Here is a 17,044-nt window from a genome sequence, read left to right as displayed (position 1 = left end):
CCTACTCGTCCAGCAATTCCCCCATGATGCGCAGGTGGTCGGACTGCAGGGGCTTTTCGAAATAGCTCTTCACGAAACTGTACCGCATCGCCCGCTCGCGGTCCTTGCCGAGATGGGAGCTCGTCAGCATGGCGACGACGGGGGCGTGCACCTCGAATTCCTCGGCATAGCGGTCGAGGAACTCGAAGCCGTTCATCACGGGCATGTTGATGTCGAGGATGATGGCGTCCGGCGTCTCGCGATGCAGGATGTCGAGCGCCTGCGCGCCGTCGAACGCCTTCAGGATGCGGATCGACGGATCGTATTTGCGGATGATGTATTCGCAGATGAACTGGTCGTTCTCGTCGTCGTCGACGACCAGGATCGAATGGATATTCATGCTTGATCCCCGTGGGGCAGTTCCAGGATGAACCGGCTGCCCTTGTCTCTAGCTTCGTAGAGCGCCGTGCCGCCGAGGGCCTCCGCGCTCTTTCTCAATATATAGAGGCCGAGCCCGCTGCCGAAGGACCGGTTCGGGTGCAGCCGTTTGAACATCTTGAACAACAAATGGCGGCTTGCGGGCGGAACGCCCAGGCCGTTGTCCTCCACCGACAGCCGCAGCTTGCCGGCATAGCGGAAGGCGCGGATGTCGATCGCCGGCGTCTCTTCCTTCGGATCGTGATACTTGACCGCGTTGGAAAGCATGTTGCCGACGATGACCTGGAATTTCGACGGCTTGCTGACGATTGTCAATTCTTCCGGCACATGATTCTCGATGCGGATCCGCGCGGAATCCTCAAGATGCGACAGCGCCTCGATGGCCTCGGAAACCAGCGCCCTCAGCGCGATGGGCCGGGCTTCCTCCTCCATCAGCCGGTTGCGGGTGATGGTGATGATGTTCTGGATCAGGTGGTCGAGGCGGCGGAAGTTCTGCTCCATGCGCTGCAGCGTCTGGCCGAGCGCGGCAAGTTCTCCCTCCGCCAGCATGTCCCTGGAGATGGTGAGCAGGCCGAGCGAGGAGGCGATCGGCGAGCGCAGGTCGTGCGAGGTGCGGTAGGCGAATTCCTCCAGCTCGGCATTGGCCTCGATCAGCGCCTGCTCGCTCGCCTTGCGCTCGGAAATGTCGCGCACGATGCCGCTGTAGATGACCGCGCCGTCGAGCTCCAGCTTGGCGACGGCAAGGTCGAGCGGGAAGACGGAGCCGTCCTTGCGCCGGCCCTCCACCTCGCGGCCGATGCCGATGACCTTTGCCTCGCCGCTGCGGTTGTAGTTGGCGATGTAGCCGTCGTGCTCGCCGTGATAGGGCTCGGGCATCAGCATCTTGACGTTGCGGCCGACCATCTCCTCCGGGGGGAAGCCGAAGATGCGCGTGGAGGCGGGGTTGGCCGACAGGATGATGCCGCGGTCGTCGATGGCGATGATGCCGTCCACCGCATTGTCGATGATGGCGCCGAGGCGGGCGCGGCTTTCGGCAAGGTCCGCCGCCATGCGCCGCGCGCGGCGCGAGGAGACGTAGAGATGGGCGACGAGGCCGCCATAGAGCGCGCCGGAGATCAGCACCAGCGAGGAGAGCGTCGAGCGGGCGGCCGAGCCGCTGCTGGAGAAGGTGATGCCGAACGCCGCCTCGTAGCGCGCCAGCTCGTAGTAGCTCATGGCGAGCAGCAGCAGGTAGGTGGCAAGGCCGAGCATGGCGGCGAGCGTCACCCGCTGGTAGCCGGTCGCTTCCGTGCCGACGAAGATGATCGCGATGCTGACGGCCACGAAGCAGCTGGCGCTCTGGAAGGACATGCGCGTGAAGCGGATCCAGTCATGGGCGAAATCCAGCGAGATCGCATAGCCGATCAGCGCGGCGGCGGCGATGATGAAGGTGACGAAGCCGAGCGCCACCTGCACCATGCCGTTCCGGCCGGCGAGCGCCCGCAGCGCCAGCGCCAGGCTGACCAGCATCAGGCAGAGCGACGTGTTGGGGGCGATGCGCCCCGGCAGGCTGGTGCCGATATCGACGAAGGGCGTGTGGAGCAGCGTGTCGATGCCCACGTCGATGCCGAAGAGATGCTGGGAGAGCGCGAGCGCGCCGTAGAGGAAGACCGGCGCCATCATCAGCGCCGGCAGGCGGCCATATCGGCGCGCGACAAGGCCGAGCGCCGTTCCGACGACGAGGAAGGCGAGCGCCGCGTTGAACTTCATGCCGAACAGCGAGGGGTGGCGCGCCGCAAGGCCGGCGGGCTCGGACAGCCAGAGCGTCATCATGGCGATGCCCACGGCGATGCACCAAAGGCTCGCCGCGACGTTCGCCCTCTGCCAGGACCATGCAAATGCCAAGAATGCCCCCTTCGCGGTTCGCCCGCCGCGCGCACTCTAGCGCGATGGTTGAATCGCGAACAGATGAGGGGATGAGAAAATCCGCCTTTTTAGGCGGCGTCGTCCTGCGCCGCGCCGGTGTCGAGCCGTCCGGCGAGCGTCTGGAGGTCGGCGGTCAGCGCCTGCAGGGCCTCGAGCGAGCAGCCGGTCGCCTCGCCGATCGCAAGGCGGATGGCCACGGCCTCGCGCTTCATCGCCCGGCCCTTGTCGGTGAGGGTGACGAGCACCTGCCGCTCGTCGCTCCTGTCGCGGGCGCGGCGGATGTAGCCGGCCCCCTCCAGCCGCTTGAGGAGCGGGGAGAGCGTGCCGGAATCAAGGCCGAGCCTTGCGCCGAGCGCCTTCACCGTGCGCCCGTCCTCCTCCCACAGCGTCATCAGCGCGATATATTGCGGGTAGGTGAGGCCGTAGGGGTCGAGCAGGGGCTTGTAGGCGCGGTTCAGCGCATGGGCGGCCGAATAGACGGCGAAACAGAGCTGCCGGTCCAGCGCCAGCATGCCCGCCGGGATATCGTCCGTCTCAGCTTCGTCACGTTTGTCGATCATGCTGCCATTGTCGCACAAATGGCCGAAATTGCAATTTGCAAAATCATATTGCACGCAATCTAATTTTGCGCTATGCAGATAACACCATCAACGAAACCAGGAAGGAGACATTCCATGCCCATTCTCTACAGGACCAAGGCCTCTGCAACCGGCGGCCGCGCCGGCCATGGCGCCACCGAAGACGGCACCGTCGACGTCACGCTCACCGTGCCGACGGAACTCGGCGGCGACGGCGCGACCGGCGCCAACCCGGAAAAGCTGTTCGCCGTCGGCTATTCGGCCTGCTTCCTCGGCGCGCTGAAATTCGTCGCCGGCAAGGAAAAGGTAAAGATCCCCGATGACGCCAGGGTCACCGCGACCGTCGGCATCGGCCCGCGCGAGGACGGCGGCGGCTTCGGCCTCGACGCGGCGCTCGAAATCTCCGTGCCCGGCGTCGACAAGGCCGTGGTCGAGGACCTCGCGAAGAAGGCCCATGTCGTGTGCCCCTACAGCCACGCCACCCGCGGCAATCTCGACGTCAAGACCACCATCGTCTGACCGGTCCTGCCGGGATCGACAAAGGCCGTCCGGAAAATCCTCCGGGCGGCCTTTTTCGTGTTCCATCCGGAACAGCGGCGGGCAGGGCGGTGTGCGATCTTCTGATCACCGGATGAGAGAGGCTCATCCCCAACAACACAGATCAGGAGAGACCCCATGCGCAAGATCATCGTTTCCGCCACCGTTGCCCTCGTTGCCGCCATCTCCTTCGCCGCCCCCTCGCAGGCCGGCTATTACAGCTACGGCTACCAGCCCCATTGCTTCATCAAGAAGGTGAAGGCCTATGACTACTACGGCAACATCATCATCAAGAAGATCAAGGTCTGCAAGTAGGCGTCCCCGGCACAGACCTTTGAGCGAAAGGCCCGGAGCCCCAGCCTCCAGGCCTTTTGTCGCGCGTCCGCACGGCAATCGATCTTGTCATAAGAAAAAGGAGTGCTATATTCTTTCTCATGAAAGGAGAAAGGCCATGCAGCGCAAACCAGTCGTCGAGGCCAATGCCGAAGGCGTCGTGCTCACCAAGGCGGCCGTCAATGCGGCGGAGCGGCTTGGGCTGACGGCGCGCGTCCTCTCGGCCGTCATCGGCGTCTCGGAGGCGACGGTCTCCCGGCTGAAGCGGCAGGACGTTCTGCTGGAGCGCGGCACCAAGCCGTTCGAGCTGGCGGTGCTGCTCGTGCGCCTCTTCCGCTCGCTCGATGCCGTCACCGGCGGCGACGAGGGCGTCGCGCGCGCCTGGATGACGGCGGACAACAGCGTGCTCGGCGCGCGCCCCGTCGAGCGCATCGTTTCCATTTCCGGCCTTGTCGATGTCCTTGCCTATCTGGACGCCCGCCGCGCTCTCGTCTGAGGCGCGGCCCTTCTCGGGCCCCGTCTGGCGTTTCGTCGAGGCGCAGCACCGCGTCTCGACGCTGAAGCTCGTCGATACGCTGGACGAGCAGGCGCTGCTGGAGGAGCTTCTGGAGGAGAGCAAGCCGGTGCTGCCGCCCGAATGCGCCGGCCTCGACTATCTGCTCGCAACCCCCTTCCGCTACGGCGCGGTCTATCCGCACGGCTCGCGCTTTCGCCGCGCCGGGCGCACGCTCGGCGTCTACTATGCGGGGCTTTCCGTCGAGACGGCGCTTGCCGAAATGGCCTTCTACCGGCTGCTGTTCTTCGCCGAATCGCCCGCAACGCCGCTGCCGGCCAATGCCGCCGACTACACCGCCTTTTCCGCCCGCGTCGAGACCGGCGCGGCGCTCGACCTCACCGCCCCGCCGCTCGACAGGGACGCCGCCCTCTGGACGCACCCGACCGACTATGCCGCCTGCCAGTCGCTGGCCGACGGCGCGCGGGCGGCCGGCCTTGCCGCCATCCTCTACCGCTCGGTGCGCGATCCGGCCGGCGGCGCCAACATGGCGCTCCTCACCGCGTCGGCCTTCGCCGCGCCGAAACCGCTGGAGCGCCAGACCTGGCGCATCCGGCTCTCCCGGCTCGGCGTGCAGGCGCTGTGCGACCACCCGCCGCGCCGCATCGGCTTCTCCCGCGAGGATTTTCGCGCCGACCCGCGCATCGGCTGACGCCGCCATTTCCGGGTGAGGGGCGTGCATATGGAACTCGACGGTGCCTTTCTCCCCTTCTCCCCGGTGGCGAGAAGGGGATGGGGCGACGGTTTCCTTCTATCGGCAAGGAGAGATGCCGGAAGGCCACGGACGGCTCACCCCGACAAGGCCGCCTCGGCGAAAAACGCCTCGGGCCCGTCCGCCTCGATGAGCCGCCGCTTCTCGATCACCCAGAAGCGGTTGGCCACCGCCCGCACGAAGGCGCGGTCGTGCGAGACGAAGAGGCAGCTCGCCCCGTTGGCCGTCAGCTCGCGCTCCAGCGCCTCCTGGCCCTCGATGTCGAGATGGTTGGTCGGCTCGTCGAGCAGGTAGACGTTCGGGTCGGTCAGCCGCAGCACCAGCATGCCGAGCCGCGCCTTCTGCCCGCCGGAAAGCTGCCCCACCGGCCGCCCCTGCATCTCGATGGAAAGCCCGGCGCCGGCAAGCAGGCTGCGCGCCCGCTGGTCGCCGACATCGAAGCGGCGGATGATCGTGCCGTGCGGCGTCTCGGCGTCGGAAAGGTCCGACAGCGCCTGGTCGCCGTAGCCGAGCACCAGCGAGGGCGTCGCCTTGATGCCCCCCTGATGATCGGCGCCCGCCGCCGTGATCGCCGCGTGCAGCCGCCGCACGAGCCGCGTCTTGCCGGCCCCGTTGAGCCCGAGCAGCACGATGCGGTCGCCCTGGCAGATGAATTTCCGGCCGGTGCGGAAGAGCAGCGCGCCGTCGGGCGTCTCGATGGCGGCGTCCTCCAGCGTCACCAGCACCTTGGCATGGGTGCCGCGGTTGGCAAGGCGGATGGCGCCGGCCGAGCGTTCCTGGTGGGCGGCGCGCGCGGCGTCCTCGATCCGCCCGGCCCGTTCCTTCAGCTGTTTGGTCTTGACCACCAGGAGGTCGCTGCCGGAATTGATGCCGATATTGTTGAGCTTGGCCGCCTGCTGGCGCAGGTGCTGAGCCGCCTTCATGTCCTTCTCGAAGCGCCGCGCCTCGGCCGCGTCCGCCTCGTCGAGCGCCGCGCGGGCGCGCGAATAGGCAAGCGCGAACACCTGTGAGCGCTCGGGGCGCAGGAACAGCGTGCGGTTGGTCACGGCGTCGAGGAAGGCGCGGTCGTGGCTGGAGATGACGACCGGCATGTCGCGCGGCAGGCTGGCGAGCCACCCCTCCAGCCGGGCGATCTTCGACAGGTCGAGATGGTTGGTCGGCTCGTCGAGGAGCAGCACGTCCGGCTCGCCGACCCGCATCCGGGCGATCAGCGCGATGCGCTGCCAGCCGCCGCTGAGCTGGCCGAGCGGGCGCTCGCGCAGCGCCTCGGGCACTTCCAGCTCCTCCAGCGTGACATCGGCCCGCCAGCCTTCGCTCTCCTGCTGTTCGGGGGAAAGGGCGCTCAGCACGGCCTCGCGGAAGGTCAGCGCCTCCAGGCCGGCGGGAAGGTTCTGCTCCATATGCCCGACGGTGAGGCCGCGGGCGCGAAAAATCTCGCCGGTCGTCGGCTCGAAAGCGCCGGTGATGCATTTGAGCAGGGTGGATTTTCCCCGCCCGTTGGCGGCGACGAGGCCGATCCGGTCGCCGGCGGCGACGGAGAGGCTGAGATCGGCGAAAAGCGGGGTGGAAAGGGTGACGCCGAGGGCGCGGATGTTGATGAGCGACATGGAACGATCTCTGGTCTTCAAAGCCCCGCGGCGCGGCATCGGCCGTCGGTCACGCGGAATGGCTCTAGGGACAGGGATGCGGCCAAAGCCGCATCCGCCGGTAAGGCGGACCAGAAGAAGAGGTGTTCGTTCCGATCAGCCCTGCAAACGCATCTGCAGGGCAAGATCAGGACCATGCGTGCGGTTCGGCAGGAAGTCGGTCTTCACGCGCAGCCCTCTGTTGCGTGTTGCGAACGGGGAAGGGATAGCATCGGCTTGCGGGGTTTGGCAAGCGGGCGGAGCCGCCCGCAGCCCTACCGCCGCAAGCTGCCGAGGATGCCGCGCACCAGCGCGCGGCCGAGCGAGGAGGCGACGGTGCGGGCGACGGACTTCATCGCCGCTTCCGCCACGGTCTCGCGCTGGTAGCCGGAGCGGGCCTTCGGCTGTTTGGGCGCGGGCTGGGCGGCGGGTTCGTCGTCGCCGAAGCCGGGCAGGGTCCAGCGGCTGCCGCCGGAGGACTGCGGGCTCGCCTCCGCCTGTTCCTGCGCGGCGGCGGCATCGGCCGCCTTCTTGGCGCGCGCGGTCAGCATCTCGTAGGCGGATTCGCGGTCGAAATCCTCGTCATAGAGGCCGGCGACGGGGCTGACGCCCATGATCTCCTTGCGCTCGGCCTCGGTGACCGGGCCGAGGCGCGAGGCCGGCGGGCGGACCAGCGTGCGCTCCACCATGGAAGGCGCGCCCTTGCCCTCCAGCGTCGAGACGAGCGCCTCGCCGGTGCCGAGATTGGTGATGACCTCGGCGCAGTTGAAGTCCGGGTTGGGGCGGAAGGTGTCGGCGGCGGTCTTCACGGCCTTCTGCTCGCGCGGCGTATAGGCGCGCAGCGCATGCTGCACGCGGTTGCCGAGCTGGGCGAGCACGGTTTCCGGCACGTCGAGCGGGTTCTGGGTGACGAAATAGACGCCGACGCCCTTGGAGCGGATGAGGCGCACGACCTGCTCGACGCGCTCGGTGAGCACCTTCGGCGCGTCGTTGAAGAGCAGGTGCGCCTCGTCGAAGAAGAAGACGAGCTTCGGCTTGTCGGGATCGCCCACTTCCGGCAGCACCTCGAACAGTTCCGAGAGCATCCAGAGCAGGAACGTGCCGTAGAGGCGCGGGTTCATCATCAACTTGTCGGCGGCGAGCACCGAGATCGCGCCGCGCCCGTCATTGGTGGTGCGCATGATGTCGGAGATCTTCAGCGCCGGCTCGCCGAAGAACTGCTCGGCGCCCTGCTGTTCGAGGATCAGCAATTCGCGCTGGATCGAGCCGACCGAGGCCTTGGAGATGAAGCCGAACTGATTGGAGAGCGCCGAGGCATTCTCGCCCATATAGTTGAGCAGCGCCTGGAGGTCCTTCAGGTCGAGCAGCGGCAGGCCGCCCTGGTCGGCGATCTTGAAGGCGATGTTGATGACGCCTTCCTGCGCGTCCGTCGCGTTCATCAGGCGCGACAGCAGGAGCGGGCCCATCTCGGAAATGGTGGTGCGGACGCGGTGGCCCTTCTCGCCGTAGAGATCCCAGAAGATCACCGGGAACTGCTGGAACTCGTAGGGCGTCAGGCCGATCTGGTCGGCGCGCTTCTGCAAAAAGTCCTTGGCCTCGCCGATGGCGCCGATGCCCGACAGGTCCCCCTTCACGTCGGCGCAGAACACCGGCACGCCGGCATTGGAAAAGCCCTCGGCGAGGATCTGCAGCGTCACCGTCTTGCCGGTGCCGGTGGCGCCCGTCACGAGGCCGTGGCGGTTGCCGAACTTCAAATCCAGGTATTCCGGCTTGTTGTTGCTGTCGTCCGGCTTGCGGCTGGTGCCGATATAGAGTTTTCCGTCCTGAAGAATGGATTCCGTCACGTTGAAACTCCCTCGAAAGCCGTTCCGAACCGGTCGCCGCCCGTGGGCGCATCGCCGCGCCGGGCAGGTTTTCATTGAATCGTCTCAGGCAGGTTATAAGGATAGTCCGGCACGGGAACAACACGCTTTCAAAGGGGGCCCGCCCGGCCGTGGGGCCTCGTGCGGCCGGCTTGAGTTTGCCGGGCAATTCATTTACCTTGACGTTAACGTCAATTCTTTTCGGAGGATATTCCATGAACGAACTCGTCACCCGCGTTGCCGATGCCGTCGGCATCGAGGCGGCCCTCGCGGAAAAGGCCATCGGCATGATGCTCGGCTTCCTGCAGCGCGAGGCCGCCGACGGCCCGGTCGCCCGCATGATCGAGGCCATTCCGGGCGCCTCCGAACTGGTCGCCCGGTACAATGGCGAAGGCGAGGGCGGGGGCCTGCTGGGCGGGCTGATGAGCGCCATCGGCGGCGGCGGCGTCATGGGCCTCGGCCAGCAGCTGATGAGCCAGGGTCTCGGCATGGGCGAGATCACCGGCCTTGCCAGGGAAACCATGGCGGTTGCCCGCGAGCATGCCGGTGCCGAGGTGGTCGACGAAGTCGTCGCCTCCGTCCCGGGCCTCAGCCAGTTCGTCTGAGCGGGCCACTGTAAGCCCGGACAGACAAGGGTAGGCAGGAATGTCACCTGTGCCGGCAGATAGAGGAAATGCCCCTACCGCCGCCGCGCCAGCATCAGCGCGGCGGTGAAGAGCGTCAGGCCGATACCGACGGCGAGCGGCCCCGCCTTCGGTCCGCCGGCCTCCATGATCGCGCCCGTCAGGGCCGAGCCCGCCCCGCTGCCGGCCGCATAGGCGAGGGCGAAGGCGGCGGCGCCGGCCACCAGCATGGCGCTGCTGTAGCGCTCGCCGAGCATGGTCAGCGCGCAGGTATAGAGCGAGAAGGTGGCCGTGCCCATCAGCGCGAAGACCGAAAGGATGGCGATCTCCGACTGCATCGAGGGCAGGATGAGATAGCTCGCCGCCGCGGTGCTGACGGCCGCCATGGCGACGCGCTCGCGCGGCAGCTTGTCGAGCAGGAGGCCGATGAAGGGCTGGGCGATGGCCGTCGGCAGCGCCAGCACCGTCACGCTGATCGCCGCGAAGGCCTCCGTATGCCCCGTCTTCACGAAATAGACCGGCATGGCGGAAATCGCCGCGATGTCGGCGAAGCCGAAGACGAAGACCATGCCGACGAGCAGCGGCGCGGCCCTGAAGAAGCGGAAGACGTCGCCCGTGGACGAGGGTTCCGGCACGGTCCGGGTCGAGAACATCAGCATGGCGGTGGCGAAGGCGACGATGGCAAGGTAGACGGCGGTCAGCGCGAAGCCGAGCCCGCCCTCGCTGCCGAGCAGCGGAATGGCGAGCGGCCCGGCGGCAAAGCCCGCGCACATGCCGGCGCCGTAGATGCCGGAGACCCGGCCGCGCAGCCGGTCCGGGCAGGCCGCGCTCAGCCAGGCTTCGCCGAGCATGAAGATGAGGCTGGCGAAGAAGCCGAGCAGGAAGCGGGCGACGAACCAGACGGCAAAGGAGGACGACGCCGCGAAGGTGGCAAGGCACAGCGAGCAGCCGACGAGGCTGGCGATGATCAGCCGGTCGGCCCGCCAGCGCGCCGTCAGGCTGCCGAGCAGCAGCGTCGAGGCGGCAAGGCCGGCGGCGAAGGCGAGCGCGTTGACGCCGATCAGCGCCGGCGAGAAGCCGCGCGCCTCCAGCGTCAGCGAGATCAGCGGATAGGTGAGTCCCTGCGCCACGGAAAAGGCGGTGACGCCGAGGATGACGGCGGCAATGGCCGGCCAGTCCGGCAAGAAGACGGTTGACGACGAGGACGGCATGAAGGGCTCCCGGCGCCGCATCGGCGCGCGCTCCTCCATATCGGATGAGGGGCCTGTTTGGGAAGGGGCGGTTCAGGCGATGGTGCGGAGCAGGGCGTGCAGGATGCTGCCCATATGTGCATGGCTGATCCCCTTGTCGACATCCGCCGCCCGGTGCACCACGACGAGGTCGAGCGCCTGTATAACGATGATATATTGCCCGCCCGCGCCGCTGGCATAGACGATCGGCCAGTCCGTCGCGAGGGCGTCGCCCAGCGCGTTCGCCGCCGCCGACCACCAGAGATAGCCGTAGCCGCGCCCGCCGCCGAGATCGGTTAGCGGCCGCGTGCTCTCCGCCACCCACGCCTGCGGCACGACCTGCCGGCCCTCCCAGCGGCCGCCTTCAAGGACCAGCACGCCGACACGCGCGAGATCCCGGCCGGAAAGGCGCATCTTGTAGACGGGATGGCGCGATTGCGGGCCGGCAACGTCGGAAATGTCCTCGACGGCGAAATCCTGCATCCGGAGGGGATCGGCGACGTATTCGCGGAAGGCCGCCGCGAGCGTGCGGCCAGTCTCCTGCCGGTAGATCGTGCCGAGCGCGTTGAAATCCCAGTTGTTGTAGTACCAGAACGTCCCGGGCGCGTGGCTGCCGCGCGCCGGCCGGCCCGGCTCCATGCCGTAGACGCAAGGGTGGTAGACGCCGGAGCGCGATGCCAGGAGGTCGGCGACCGTCGCCTGCCTCTCCTCTGCCGTCAGCGGCGAGAGATCGTTGATGCCGAGGTCCGCCAGCGTGGCGCTCATGTCGATTTCGCCGGCCTCGACGGCGATGCCGTAGAGGAGGCCGATCAGCGATTTGCGCACCGAGGCGACGCTGGAGCGATGGGCATGGAAGCCGCGCGCGAAAACCACCTCGCGGCCCCTGACGGCGAGCAGCGCCGTGGAGCCGCCAGCGGCAAGCAGGGTGTCGAGGTCGTTCAACGGGGCCTCCGGCGGCTGGGGAATCGGTCGCCAAGTTTGGCATGGAGGTGCCTTCGAAAGAAAGTCCGGGGGCGAGAAGGCGGGACTATTCCTGCCCGGCCTCGTCTACCGTCTTGTCGTCGCCCGTCTTCGCCCGTTCGGCGGCGGCCGCCTCGCGCTCGCTTTCGCGCACGACATGCAGGAACTCGGCGGCGATGGGCGGCGAGACCTCGACCGTCCTCTTCTGCTTGTCGTAGACGCACAGATAGGTGATCTGGCTCTTCGATTCCGGCGAGAGCCCCTCGATCGCGGCAAGGCCGAAGGACTGGGTGCCGGTCGGCTCCACGAAGACGTTCGGCGTGCCGAGCGTTTCCGGCAGGCCCGCAAGGCAGCGCTTCTCCACGTCGGCGCGGAATTCCTCCCAGGCATCGGGCGAGGAGGCATGGGCGAGGGGTGCGGCGAACGGGGCGGCAAGGACGAGGGGGAGGGCGCAAAGGAGGCGAAGATGCATGTGAAGCTCCGTATCGGGGATATCGGACAAAATGTCCGAAATCGCATCCGGTTCCGCTTGTCGTTGAAAGAGCAGGGGAATCGGGAATGATTTTGTCGCATGCCAGGAAAAATTGGAACCCGGGCGGTTGCCTCTTCCCCTTGCCGCTCCTATGTTTCGCTCACGGATTTCATTGAAAAAATTCCGTCGCCAAGAGGAGACACCACGATGGCTTTCGAACTTCCGCCGCTTCCCTACGATTACGATGCGCTCGCGCCCTTCATGTCGCGCGAAACGCTCGAATATCACCACGACAAGCACCACAAGGCCTATGTCGACAACGGCAACAAGCTGGCGGAGGAAGCGGGCCTTGCGGACCTCTCGCTGGAAGAGATCGTCAAGAAGTCCTACGGCACCAACCAGGGCCTCTTCAACAATGCCGGCCAGCACTACAACCACGTCCATTTCTGGAAGTGGATGAAGAAGGGCGGCGGCGGCAAGAGCCTGCCGGGCGCCCTTGCGAAGGCGATCGACAGCGACCTGGGCGGCTATGACAAGTTCAAGGCCGATTTCGTCGCCGCCGGCACCACGCAGTTCGGCTCCGGCTGGGCCTGGCTCTCCGTCAAGGACGGCAAGCTCGCCATCTCCAAGACCCCGAACGGCGAGAACCCGCTGGTGCACGGCGCAAGCCCGATCCTCGGCGTCGACGTCTGGGAGCACTCCTACTACATCGACTACCGCAACGCCCGCCCGAAATACCTCGAGGCCTTCGTCGACAGCCTGATCAACTGGGACTACGTCCTGGAACGCTACGAGGCGGCCACGAAGTAAGGCGTTTTGCGCTTTCGAATTCAGGAGACCCCGGCCGGGAACGGCCGGGGTTTTTCTTTCATCGACAAGAGGAATGAGGGTGGCGCGGATGCCGACACGACGGCCCCGGCCCTGAATGAAAGGCACCCGCATTCAGGTCCGCAGCGTCGGTCCCCCCGCATCCCGCCGGCCAGCCGGTCGCGGCAGGCCATCGGCCCGATAGAGCAGACCGAGCCAGGCGGCCAGGATGACGGCGGGGGCGACCGGCCAGCCGAGCAGGCCGAGGCCCGGCATGATCATCGCAATGAGGGAAAGGCCGATGAGGGTGCGGCGCCATGACGGGTGGAGCGGCCCGCGCTCCGTCCAGAGCACGGCGGCGATGATGAGCGCGACGAGATCGTAGTTCAAGAGATAGGGCACGGCGAGCGTGGTGGCGAACAGCGTGCTCGCCGCGCGCATGTCCGGTCGGGCAAGACGGGGCAGGCTGGCGCCGTAGAGTGCGAGCATCGCCACGGCGAAAGGCAGGTGCGCCGTGAACGCCGATGCGGCGTCCCCCCCCAGGCTGCGCACCGAGCCGTAGACTGTCGGCATCATGTGCAGGAAGATTCCCTCCGCTTCCCGCATGACGGCGGTCTGGTAGGGGATGATCTGGTCGATGTAGCCGGTCCATGCCTCGACGCCGAACACGGCGGCGGAAAGAGCGACAAGCGCCAAGGCGGTGAAGCTGGCACTGGCGATCACCACCCACTGACGCTCCCAGAGCAACAGCAGCGGAAGCAGGACACCAAGCTGCGGCTTGACGGTGAGCAGCCCGAAGCACAGTCCCGCCACGATTGGCCGCCGGTCGCGCAACGCAAGCCCCGCCAGCATCAAGGCGCTGAGCAGGAAGCCGTTCTGCGTGGCGATGCCGTTGGTGAGGATCGGGGGAAGCAGCAGCAGGAGCTGCCACCATCGCGGCCGGGGGCAGGCAAGGCGCGCGGCCGCACACAGGAAGAGGAAGGTCGCGGTCACGAAGGAAAGCAGCGCCGCCTTGTAGGGCAGAAGCCCAAGCGGCAGCATCAGCAGAAGGTAGTGCGGCGGATAGCTCCAGGCATGCCAGGGATAGTCCGCGCCGAAAAGCGACCGCATATGCGCAAGGTAAGCCGCCTGCGGGCCGAAGACCTCACCGATGCGCCCCTCCAGCGCCAGCCCGGCGGCGACCCAGTAGTTGGCAAAGTCCTTGTCCGTCCATCGAAGGCTCGGGGCACCCGGTTCGAGCGCGACCGCCATGATGGCGATCGCGCCGGCGATGGCCGCGAGGATGAAGACGGCAAGGAAGGGATCGGCAACTCGTTTCATGGGCCGGGGCGCTTTCGGGCAAGGATCGCCGAAACCCTGCCACGGCAAGGTAAAGGAACGTTTCAAGCGCCTTGCCGGCGGGCCATCAAAAAGATTTTACTGTGTGGAATCGCCCAAAATGCAAATATGCCCATGCATCGTAAACCGGCGGCGCGGAGGAAACCGCCCGCCAGCAACCGGGAGAACCCGATGAAGTTCAGGACTTTGGCAGCCGCGGCCGCGCTTGCGGTCATCGGCGCGGGGGCCGTCGTGGCGGCGGACGAGCCGCAGGTCGTCCGCCAGGAGATGATGAAGAAGGTCGGCGGCGCCATGGGCGGGCTTGCCGGCATCGCCAAGGGCGAGAAGCCCTATGACGCGGAGATCGTCAAGGCCTCGCTGACCACCATGAGCGACGTGGCCAAGGCCTTCCCGGACCAGTTCCCGGCCGGTTCCGAGGCGGGCCATGAAACCGAGGCCAGCCCGAAGATCTGGGAGGCGATGGACGACTTCAAGGCGAAGGCCGCCAAGTTCGGCGCCGATGCCGATGCGGTGCTTGCCGCCGGCGTGCCGGCCGACCAGGCGGCCGTCGGCGCCGCGCTCGGGGCGATCGGCCCCAATTGCGGCGGCTGTCACGAGGTCTACCGCGTCAAGAAGTGACCGCGGTAGGCCATTCCACCCGAAACGAAGAGAGATCGTCCCGGCGCGCCGCCGGGGCGGCGATCCATGTCCGGATGCCGCGATGACGGGCTCGCGCGGCCGGCGAGGGGGAATTGCCATGGCACTCGGGAAACTTCTCGGCGGCATCGTCGTGCTCGGCGCGATCGGTGCGGGCGCCTTCCTGTTCATCACCGCGCCCGGCCGGCTGCCGGCCGAGGCCTGGGCTTCGGCGGGCGCGCCGGACCTTGCGAACGGCGAGCGCATCTTCCATGCCGGCGGCTGTACGAGCTGTCATGCCGCGCCGGGCGCGGCGGACGAGCAGAAGCTGGTGCTGGCGGGCGGCCTTGCGCTGAAGAGCCCGTTCGGCACCTTCCATGTGCCCAACATCTCGCCCGACGAGACGGCCGGCATCGGCGCCTGGACGCTGGCGGAATTCGGCGACGCGATGAAGCGCGGCACCGGCCGCGACGGCGAGCACCTCTACCCCTCCTTCCCCTACGCCTCCTATGCGCACATGACGGTCAAGGACATCGCCGACCTCTACGGTTACCTGAAGACGCTGCCGAAGAGCGGCAACGTGGCGCCCGGCCATGACCTGCCGTTCCCGTTCAACCTGCGCCTGGCGCTCGGCGGCTGGAAGTTCCTCTATCTCGACGAGGCGCCGCGCGTCGCGCTGCAAGATGCCGACGAGGCCGTCAGGCGCGGACAGTACCTCGTGGAAGGCCCGGGCCATTGCGGCGAGTGCCACACGCCGCGCGACGTCATCGGCGGGCTGAAGACCGACCTGTGGCTCGCCGGCGGGCCGAACCCGGAAGGCGAGGGCCGCGTGCCCAACATCACGCCGGCCGGGGGCGGCTTCGGCAGCTGGAGCGCGGGCGATATCGTGAGTTACCTCGAAACCGGCTTCACGCCCGACTTCGACAGCGTCGGCGGCGCCATGGTGTCGGTGCAGAAGAACCTGGCGCTGCTGCCGAAGGAAGACCGCGAGGCGATCGCGGCCTATTTGAAGGCGATCCCGGCGCATTGAGGCGGAGTGGCCCGGGCCTGAGAAGACGGGATAAGGTATGAAACGTTGCCCATCCCCTTCTCCCCCGCGGGGAGAAGGTGGCCCGAAGGGTCGGATGAGGGGGTGGCTCTACCGGATCGTTTGTGTGCCGACATCCCCCTCATCCGCCTGCCGGCACCTTCTCCCCGCTGGGGAGAAGGGAATGGGGCAACGCCGCATTTCATAGGCTATGGACCTGAGGCCGAAGGCGATCACCCTGCCGCCTTGCGGTGCTCGTCGCCATGCATCGCAAGTTCGTCGAACAGGTCGGCGGAGCCGAGGCCGATGGCGTCGAGGATCTCGCGGGCGAAGGAGACGGGGGCGGCGCCCGAGGCGGTGATGACGGCGCGGTCGCGGACGGCCTGCGGCTGGTCGCGGTAGAGCGCCGCGCCACGGTAGCCGGGCACGGCCTGCGGCAACTGCCCGCGATAGTTGCCGGTATGCGCCCGGTCGTCGAGCAGGCCGAGGCGGCCGAGGGCCAGCGTCGCGTCGCAGATGCCGGCGACCGGCTTGCCGGCCGCAACGAAGCGCGCGACCGGCGCCGAAAGATCGGGCGCCGCGCCGGATTGCCAGATCGTGCCGCCGCACAGCACCAAGACGTCGAAATCGCCGGGCGCGGCGTCCTCCGCCCGGCCGGCGGACCTTATGGAGACGCCGCCGAGCGAGGTCACGTCCGCGCCGCCGGGCGTCAGGACCACGGTCTCCGCCCCGCATTCGTGGCGCGCCGTCGCCATCAGCAGGCCGCATTCCCAGTCGGCGTAACCCTCGGTCAGCACGATGGCCAGTCGCTTCGCCATGTCGGTCTCCTCTTCGAATAGATCAGCCCAGGGACTGGACGTAGCGCATGCCCGTGACGGGGCCGGCGCGGAAGTTCATCTCCTCGTAGAAGCGGTGCGCGCCGAAATTGCCCGTCGCCGCGCTCACCGAAAGGTAGCCGCAGCCGGCGATGCGGGCGTGCTCGCGGGCGCGCGAGACGAGGTGGCGGCCGATGCCCTGGCCACGGTGGTCCTTGCGCACGAAGATCTGGTGCAGTTCCATGCCGCGCAGGCCTTCGAGCGCGCGGTACATCGGCACGAGCAGCGCGTAGCCGAGGAGCCGGCCGCCGGCTTCGGCGACGAGGGCGGTGATCCAGGGATGGGCGCCGAAAAGGTCGCGGTCAAGGTCGGCGGCGGAGAGCTTCGCCGTGTCGCCGTGGCATTCGGCATGCAGGGCGATCATGTCGAGGATCTGCTGGAGGTCGCCCGGGCGCGCGGCGCGGATGGTCAGCATCGGCGGGCGGTCGAGGGCGGCGGGGTCGAGTTTGATGACGGTGTTGTGCATTTCGGGCTCCTGGTTTTCGTGCCATCAGGTGCCAGAAACAACAAAGCCGCCTGATGGCGGCTTGTTGACATGATCGAACAGCCGCTCCTTATCGGAACAGCCAAAAATAC

At 67.4% G+C, this 17,044-nt stretch carries 19 protein-coding genes; 8 read left to right on the top strand and 11 right to left on the bottom strand.

Annotation, left to right across the window (positions count from 1 at the left end):
• Position 1: 1 nt before the first annotated feature.
• The 3 genes from AB3G45_RS20055 to AB3G45_RS20045 all read right to left on the bottom strand — a co-directional run bounded on the left by AB3G45_RS20055 (position 2) and on the right by AB3G45_RS20045 (position 2,882).
• A complete protein-coding gene (locus tag AB3G45_RS20055; RefSeq protein ID WP_367832212.1) occupies positions 2–379 on the bottom strand; it encodes a response regulator in 378 nt (125 codons plus the stop codon).
• Complete coding sequence (locus tag AB3G45_RS20050; protein ID WP_367832211.1) at positions 376–2,301, bottom strand: PAS domain S-box protein; 1,926 nt, start codon at positions 2,299–2,301, stop codon at positions 376–378. Before AB3G45_RS20050 ends, AB3G45_RS20055 begins: the two co-directional genes overlap by 4 nt.
• A gap of 89 nt (positions 2,302–2,390) precedes the next feature.
• Positions 2,391–2,882: a MarR family winged helix-turn-helix transcriptional regulator gene (locus tag AB3G45_RS20045; RefSeq protein WP_367832210.1), complete on the bottom strand. Its 492-nt coding sequence runs from the start codon at positions 2,880–2,882 to the stop codon at positions 2,391–2,393.
• 114 nt (positions 2,883–2,996) lie between these two features.
• Between AB3G45_RS20045 and AB3G45_RS20040 the strand changes: the two genes are divergently transcribed.
• The 4 genes from AB3G45_RS20040 to AB3G45_RS20025 all read left to right on the top strand — a co-directional run bounded on the left by AB3G45_RS20040 (position 2,997) and on the right by AB3G45_RS20025 (position 4,975).
• Positions 2,997–3,419 (top strand): organic hydroperoxide resistance protein, encoded by a 423-nt coding sequence (locus tag AB3G45_RS20040; RefSeq protein ID WP_367832209.1) that lies wholly within the window; start codon positions 2,997–2,999, stop codon positions 3,417–3,419.
• Between the two features lie 156 nt (positions 3,420–3,575).
• Positions 3,576–3,752, top strand: a complete 177-nt coding sequence (locus AB3G45_RS20035; protein ID WP_367832208.1) for a hypothetical protein — start codon at positions 3,576–3,578, stop codon at positions 3,750–3,752.
• 136 nt (positions 3,753–3,888) lie between these two features.
• Positions 3,889–4,266 (top strand): antitoxin Xre-like helix-turn-helix domain-containing protein, encoded by a 378-nt coding sequence (locus tag AB3G45_RS20030; RefSeq protein WP_367832207.1) that lies wholly within the window; start codon positions 3,889–3,891, stop codon positions 4,264–4,266.
• Positions 4,226–4,975 (top strand): RES family NAD+ phosphorylase, encoded by a 750-nt coding sequence (locus tag AB3G45_RS20025; protein WP_367832206.1) that lies wholly within the window; start codon positions 4,226–4,228, stop codon positions 4,973–4,975. The genes AB3G45_RS20030 and AB3G45_RS20025 overlap by 41 nt, the downstream gene beginning before the upstream one ends.
• Before the next feature lie 137 nt (positions 4,976–5,112).
• Here AB3G45_RS20025 and AB3G45_RS20020 read toward each other — a convergent pair whose 3' ends face one another.
• Together AB3G45_RS20020 and AB3G45_RS20015 are read right to left on the bottom strand one after the other, a co-directional pair.
• Positions 5,113–6,642, bottom strand: coding sequence for an ABC-F family ATP-binding cassette domain-containing protein (locus AB3G45_RS20020; protein ID WP_367832205.1), 1,530 nt, complete (start codon positions 6,640–6,642; stop codon positions 5,113–5,115).
• Positions 6,643–6,935: 293 nt separating this feature from the next.
• The gene (locus tag AB3G45_RS20015; RefSeq protein WP_367833629.1) at positions 6,936–8,492 is read right to left on the bottom strand and encodes a helicase HerA-like C-terminal domain-containing protein; all 1,557 of its coding nucleotides are present in this window, start codon (positions 8,490–8,492) and stop codon (positions 6,936–6,938) included.
• Positions 8,493–8,737: 245 nt separating this feature from the next.
• Between AB3G45_RS20015 and AB3G45_RS20010 the strand changes: the two genes are divergently transcribed.
• Complete coding sequence (locus AB3G45_RS20010) at positions 8,738–9,127, top strand: hypothetical protein (RefSeq protein ID WP_367832204.1); 390 nt, start codon at positions 8,738–8,740, stop codon at positions 9,125–9,127.
• A 74-nt stretch (positions 9,128–9,201) separates the two neighbouring features.
• Here AB3G45_RS20010 and AB3G45_RS20005 read toward each other — a convergent pair whose 3' ends face one another.
• The 3 genes from AB3G45_RS20005 to AB3G45_RS19995 all read right to left on the bottom strand — a co-directional run bounded on the left by AB3G45_RS20005 (position 9,202) and on the right by AB3G45_RS19995 (position 11,806).
• A complete protein-coding gene (locus AB3G45_RS20005; protein WP_367832203.1) occupies positions 9,202–10,356 on the bottom strand; it encodes an MFS transporter in 1,155 nt (384 codons plus the stop codon).
• Positions 10,357–10,428: 72 nt separating this feature from the next.
• Positions 10,429–11,316, bottom strand: a complete 888-nt coding sequence (locus AB3G45_RS20000) for a serine hydrolase domain-containing protein (RefSeq protein ID WP_367832202.1) — start codon at positions 11,314–11,316, stop codon at positions 10,429–10,431.
• An 85-nt stretch (positions 11,317–11,401) separates the two neighbouring features.
• Positions 11,402–11,806 (bottom strand): hypothetical protein, encoded by a 405-nt coding sequence (locus AB3G45_RS19995; protein WP_367832201.1) that lies wholly within the window; start codon positions 11,804–11,806, stop codon positions 11,402–11,404.
• 207 nt (positions 11,807–12,013) lie between these two features.
• Here AB3G45_RS19995 and AB3G45_RS19990 point away from each other — a divergent pair, with 207 nt between their 5' ends.
• Entirely contained in the window at positions 12,014–12,616 is a 603-nt protein-coding gene (locus AB3G45_RS19990; RefSeq protein WP_367832200.1) for a superoxide dismutase, read from the top strand.
• A gap of 132 nt (positions 12,617–12,748) precedes the next feature.
• On the opposite strand, the gene AB3G45_RS19985 is transcribed toward AB3G45_RS19990, so the two are convergent.
• On the bottom strand, positions 12,749–13,933 hold the full coding sequence (locus tag AB3G45_RS19985) for a glycosyltransferase family 87 protein (RefSeq protein WP_367832199.1): 1,185 nt from the start codon (positions 13,931–13,933) through the stop codon (positions 12,749–12,751).
• Between the two features lie 189 nt (positions 13,934–14,122).
• Between AB3G45_RS19985 and AB3G45_RS19980 the strand changes: the two genes are divergently transcribed.
• Positions 14,123–14,569 carry a cytochrome c gene (locus AB3G45_RS19980; protein WP_367832198.1) on the top strand — a complete coding sequence of 149 codons (447 nt, stop codon included), beginning with the start codon at positions 14,123–14,125 and terminating at the stop codon, positions 14,567–14,569.
• Positions 14,570–14,687: 118 nt separating this feature from the next.
• Positions 14,688–15,596 (top strand): c-type cytochrome, encoded by a 909-nt coding sequence (locus AB3G45_RS19975; protein ID WP_367832197.1) that lies wholly within the window; start codon positions 14,688–14,690, stop codon positions 15,594–15,596.
• A gap of 230 nt (positions 15,597–15,826) precedes the next feature.
• Here AB3G45_RS19975 and AB3G45_RS19970 read toward each other — a convergent pair whose 3' ends face one another.
• Both AB3G45_RS19970 and AB3G45_RS19965 read right to left on the bottom strand, forming a co-directional pair.
• Positions 15,827–16,411: a DJ-1/PfpI family protein gene (locus tag AB3G45_RS19970; protein WP_367832196.1), complete on the bottom strand. Its 585-nt coding sequence runs from the start codon at positions 16,409–16,411 to the stop codon at positions 15,827–15,829.
• Between the two features lie 22 nt (positions 16,412–16,433).
• Entirely contained in the window at positions 16,434–16,934 is a 501-nt protein-coding gene (locus tag AB3G45_RS19965; protein WP_367832195.1) for an N-acetyltransferase family protein, read from the bottom strand.
• Positions 16,935–17,044: the final 110 nt, after the last annotated feature.

Origin of the sequence: Shinella sp. S4-D37, assembly GCF_040812195.1 — a bacterium.
GTDB lineage: Bacteria > Pseudomonadota > Alphaproteobacteria > Rhizobiales > Rhizobiaceae > Shinella.
This window is presented reverse-complemented; position numbering and strand designations above follow the sequence as displayed.